General features: G+C 72.3%; 3 protein-coding genes and 1 pseudogene. 1 reads left to right on the top strand and 3 read right to left on the bottom strand.

Annotation, left to right across the window (positions count from 1 at the left end):
* The 3 genes and pseudogenes from VR44_RS36840 to VR44_RS36830 all read right to left on the bottom strand — a co-directional run.
* Positions 1-544, bottom strand: a pseudogene (locus VR44_RS36840) (Tm-1-like ATP-binding domain-containing protein); the annotation flags it as partial.
* A gap of 48 nt (positions 545-592) precedes the next feature.
* Positions 593-1,105 (bottom strand): NUDIX hydrolase, encoded by a 513-nt coding sequence (locus VR44_RS36835; RefSeq protein ID WP_045952026.1) that lies wholly within the window; start codon positions 1,103-1,105, stop codon positions 593-595.
* 80 nt (positions 1,106-1,185) lie between these two features.
* Positions 1,186-2,259: a cation diffusion facilitator family transporter gene (locus VR44_RS36830; RefSeq protein WP_045952025.1), complete on the bottom strand. Its 1,074-nt coding sequence runs from the start codon at positions 2,257-2,259 to the stop codon at positions 1,186-1,188.
* Positions 2,260-2,422: 163 nt separating this feature from the next.
* On the opposite strand from VR44_RS36830, the gene VR44_RS36825 reads away from it, so the two are divergent.
* Positions 2,423-4,168 (top strand): FHA domain-containing protein (locus tag VR44_RS36825; protein ID WP_045952027.1); only part of this gene is annotated, 1,746 nt, incomplete at its 3' end.

Here is a 4,168-nt window from a genome sequence, read left to right as displayed (position 1 = left end):
TCCAGGGCGGAGCGGGCGAAGCCCTTGGCCATCCCGGCTATCGCCTCGGCCGCGTTGGCCAGTACCGGCGCCGAGATGCTGTTGATCCCGGCGATGTCCACCACGCTGTACATCATGGTGATGTCCGAGGAGCCCACGTACGGGGAGACGTCCCCCGAGGCCATCGACGAGACCATCACCTTCGGTACGCCCAGCGGCAGGGCCCGCATCGCCCGGGTGGCGATGGAGGTGCCCCGCTGCCGCCGATCGCGAGGACCCCGTGCAGCCGCCCCTCGGCGTGCAGCCTGAGGAGGGTCGCCTCCGCCCCCTCGGCCATCGTGGTCACGGCCGCGCCCCGGTCGGCGGCCGTGCGCAGGAGCGGGAGTTCGGTTCCGGCGGCCCGCGCCACCTCTTCGCGCGGCACGTCCGCCGGAACCCGGGGTTCTCCCATGATCCCCGTGTCGACCAGTAACACCTCGACGCCGGCGCGCAGCAGCCTCTCGCGCAGCCAGCCGTACTCGACACCCTTGGTGTCCAGGGTTCCCACCAGCACGACGTTCGTCATATGTGCAATGTCCATGCAGGTGAGGTTTGTTGGCAAGTAAAGGTCAGGTCAATCTGCCAGGAGGGTCAACAATCGGTCCAGAAAAGGCACTTGAGAGGCGATCAGCTTGTTCCGGGCCATCGGGGGGCCGAACCAGGCCACCCGGTCCAGTTCGGGGAACTCCCGCTCGGTCCCCGAGTGCGGCGGCCACTCCATGGTGAAGGTCCCCGGCACCACCAGCGCCGGGTCGAGGTCTCCCTCCACCGCCCAGATGGTCACCAGCTTCCCGCTGGACAGCCGCACCTCGCCCAGCGGCAGGTACTCGCCCTCCGGCGGAGGCAGCCCCAGCTCCTCGGTGAACTCCCGGCGGGCCGCGTCGCGCGGGGTCTCGTCCGGCCCGTACTCGCCCTTGGGGATGGCCCACCCTCCGGCGTCCCGGCCCGCCCACAGGGGGCCGCCCATATGGCCGAGCAGCACCTCGACCCCGCCGTCACGGCCGTCGGCGCCGGCCCCGCGGCGGCGGAACAGGAGCAGGCCGGCACTCTGCTTGTACCTCTTGGGCTGCGTCACGGTCCCATACATGCCCCGCCCCGGCCCCGGTCAGTGACCGGAACCGGGGCGGACACGCACGGGAGGCCGTTCGGTGGTCGTGCGGGCCCTGGTCAGTGGTCGTGCGGGCCCTGGCGGTGCACCGGGCCGTGCGCGTCCGCGCAGTGCGGGTCCGCCGTCTCCGGGCCCTCACCCGCGCGGCCCACCGACAGCAGCTCGTCCTGGACGTGGTCCACCTGGAGGGTGGTGTGGGTGATCCCGTACTCCTTCGCCAGCAGCGCCTCCAGATCGCGCCGTACCGCGTGGCAGTCACCCGCCGGCTCGACCAGCACGTGCGCCGACAGGGCAGCCTGCCCCGAGGTGATCGTCCAGATGTGCAGGTCGTGCACCTCCGTCACCGGCGGGTGCCCGACGAGCCGGTCGCCGACCGCGTCCGGGTCCAGGTGTGCCGGAGCGGCCTCCAGGAAGATCCGTCCGGACTCGCGCACCAGCCCGTACCCGGCCTTGACCATCAGCGCCACCACCACGAGCGAGGCGATCGCGTCGGCCTGCACGAACCCGGTGGTCAGCACGATCAGACCGGCCACGGCCGTCCCGATGAAGGCGAACAGGTCATTGAGGATGTGCTGGTAGGCGCCCTCCACCGCGAGCGAGGAGCGGTTCGCCCGCGAGATGCACCAGGCCGCCGCCACGTTCACCACGATTCCGGCCAGCGCCGTCACCAGCACGAGCCCGCCCTCCACCGGCGGCGGATCGATCAGCCGGCGCACGGCCTCGTACGCCAGCCAGACCGCCAGCAGCAGCAGGGTCAGGCCGTTGGCCTGGGCGGAGAGTATCTCCGCGCGCTTGAGCCCGAAGGTGAACCCGCCGCGGGCCGGGCGCGCAGCCAGCCGCATCGCGACTAGCGCCAGGACGATCGAGACGGCGTCGGTCAGCATGTGCGCGGCGTCGGAGATCAGGGCCAGCGAGTGGGCCAGCACGCCGACGACCACCTCGACGGCCATGAAGCCGCCGATCAGGGCGAGCGCGATCGCCAGCCAGCGGCGGTCGGCGTCGGGGTCCACCCCGTGGCTGTGCCCCGCGTGCCCGTGGCCGTGCCCGTGGCCGTGCCCGGAGGCCTGCGCGTGCGCCTGCCCGGGCCCGCCCTCGTGGTCGTGGCCGTGGTCGTGGCCGTCGTGCCCGCTCATCGCGTCCCCCGTCTGTCCGTCCGTCCGTTCGGTTCCGACGCGTGAAGTGAAGCGCACCCCGGCGAATAGGGCAAAGGCTGCAACGGGGACCGTTGTCATTACCCATAAGGCCCGCTTGACCTGCGCTTATGCCGGGACGGACGGATCGTGCGAAAATCTGGTCATGGTCCAGCGCCCCGGTGTGCCGACCGCGCCCGAACTCGTCCTGGAAACCGCTCGAGGCTCCACGGAAATGAGCCCCGGCAGGACTTACCACGTCGGACGCGACCCCCTCTGCGACATCTGCTTCGAAGACGCCCGCGTCTCGTGGCACCACGCCGTTCTGCGTCCCGACGGAGACCACTGGACCGTCGAGGACGAGAACAGCACCAACGGAACCTGGGCCGCCGACGGCCACCGCGTCCGCGTGGAGAACGTCGGCCCCGGCAGCGAGCTGCGCTTCGGCAACGCCGTCGACGGCCCCCGCGCCGTGCTGGTCGGCCGTACGCCGCAGCCCCCCGCCGGAGGCCGTCCCTCGGCGGTCACCAACCCGGCCATGACCAGCACCTTCCGCCAGCCCACGAGCGTCCGGGCGGTGCCCGCGCGGACCGCCGTGCGCATCGGCCGGGACCCGGGCAACGACCTGGTCATCGACAACCTCGTCGTCTCCCGCCGGCACGCCGAGCTGCGCGCCCTGGCCGACGGCACCTACGAGATCGTCGACCTCGGCAGCCACAACGGCACCTACCTCAACGGCGCCCGCATCGGCCGGGCCAGGATCGCCGAGGGCGACATCGTCGGCATCGGACACTCGGCCTTCTGCCTGGTCGGCGACCGGCTCCTGGAGTACACCGACACCGGCGAGGTCTCCCTCGACGTCCAGGACCTCTCCGTCACCGTGGACCACGGCCGCAAGACCCTGATGGACGGGGTCACCTTCCCCGTCGGCGCCAAGTGCCTCCTCGCCGTCGTGGGCCCCAGCGGCGCCGGCAAGTCCACCCTGCTCGGCGCGCTCACCGGCCTGCGCCCCGCCGACACCGGAACCGTCCTCTACGACGGCCGCGACCTCTACCACGACTACGCCGAACTGCGCAGCCGCATCGGCCTCGTCCCCCAGGACGACATCCTGCACGCCCAGCTCACCGTCCGCCGCGCCCTCGTGTACGCCGCCGAACTGCGCTTCCCGCAGGACACCAGCCGGGCCGAACGCGAGGCCCGGGTCGACGAGGTGATCCGCGAACTCGGTCTCGTCCAGCGGGCCGACCAGCCCATCCACAGCCTCTCCGGCGGCCAGCGCAAGCGGGTCTCCGTCGCGCTCGAACTGCTCACCAAACCCTCGCTGCTCTTCCTCGACGAGCCCACCTCCGGCCTCGACCCCGGCATGGACCGCTCGGTGATGCACATGCTGCGCGGCCTCGCCGACGACGGCCGCACCGTCATCGTCGTCACCCACAGCGTGCTCAGCCTCGACGTCTGCGACCGGCTGCTGTTCCTCGCCCCCGGCGGGCGCGTCGCCTACTTCGGCCCGCCCCAGGAGGCCCTGGGCTTCTTCGGCTTCAACGAGTGGCCCGAGGCCTTCGAGGTCTTCGAGAACGACCGGGAGCGGGACTGGGCGGGGGCCTTCCGGGGTTCGCCCGTGCACCGCCGCTACGTCGACCAGGGCGCCCGCGGGCCAGGCTCCGCGGCGGGGGGCGCGCAGGCCGCGCAGGCCGCGGGGGCCGCCGCCGCGCCGCCGGCGCCGCCGCCCAAGGCGCAGAGCTGGGGTTCCCAGCTGTCGACCCTGGTCCGCCGGTACGCCGCCGTGCTCAGCGCCGACCGCACCTTCCTCGTGATCATGGTCGCCCTGCCGTTCATGATGGGCGCCATGGCCCGCGCACTCGCCGGCAACGTCCTCGACGTCGAGACGGCACTCAACGCCCTGCTCATCCTC

Source organism: Streptomyces katrae, from assembly GCF_000966975.1.
Taxonomy (GTDB): Bacteria; Actinomycetota; Actinomycetes; order Streptomycetales; family Streptomycetaceae; genus Streptomyces; species Streptomyces katrae.
The sequence above is the reverse complement of the archived record's forward strand: the minus strand, read 5'-3'. Positions and strand labels throughout refer to the sequence as shown.

Excerpts from the sequence above, each read along its gene's own strand:
- VR44_RS36830 (WP_045952025.1), bottom strand. The coding sequence starts at position 2,259 with ATGAGCGGGCACGACGGCCACGACCACGGCCACGACCACGAGGGCGGG.
- VR44_RS36835 (WP_045952026.1), bottom strand. The coding sequence starts at position 1,105 with ATGTATGGGACCGTGACGCAGCCCAAGAGGTACAAGCAGAGTGCCGGC.